This window comes from Vibrio neptunius (assembly GCF_000967495.1).
GTDB classification, from domain to species: Bacteria; Pseudomonadota; Gammaproteobacteria; order Enterobacterales; family Vibrionaceae; genus Vibrio; species Vibrio neptunius.
Genome location: NZ_JXXU01000124.1, coordinates 1 through 549, shown reverse-complemented (window position 1 = coordinate 549; position 549 = coordinate 1). Strand labels below are relative to the sequence as shown.

The following is a 549-nucleotide window of genomic DNA, read 5'->3' as shown; positions in this document are numbered from 1 at the left end:
TCAAATTGATAGACCACCTTAGCCTCTTGTACTGCTTGCTGCTGAGCGTGTTGATACTCTGGGGTTAGCTCCGGTAACGAATCGACAGACACATACATCAGTGAGGCCCCTCCATTGGTACTTGATACGTTGGGTTCAGGGGTATGTTCTACTCAGCTTTTGATTCACCAACAGTTGCTCAACCCCAATACACACAGGCTCCCTGTTTAGGGAGCCAGTAAAAATTTACTCCTCTTCTATAACAGTAACTAATTGCCTTAGGTGTTTTAGAAACTGCTTTTGCTCTTTAGGTGAGGCGGCATAGCGAGAAAAATAAAATATCCTATTTTCACGATAAATAGCTTCCATCTTTTCACCTTCTACTTCAGGGTCAATCATTGGTGACATATGCCATTGTAAAAGTCCGTTTTTATAACGGCATTCTGGAACAATATAAATTCTATAATTTGTATGGGGAGGGAAAGGGCGTACTCGCTGCTTAGGTCTATTGACCACTCCAGCCATTTTAAACGACATTAATAGCCCGGCACCGGCACCAACAAACATCAT

1 protein-coding gene is annotated in these 549 nt (G+C 42.6%); it reads right to left on the bottom strand.

The window, feature by feature from the left end:
* Window positions 1-225: 225 nt before the first annotated feature.
* Window positions 226-549: hypothetical protein (locus TW84_RS24715; RefSeq protein ID WP_045977989.1), on the bottom strand; the 324-nt coding region annotated here is incomplete at its 5' end.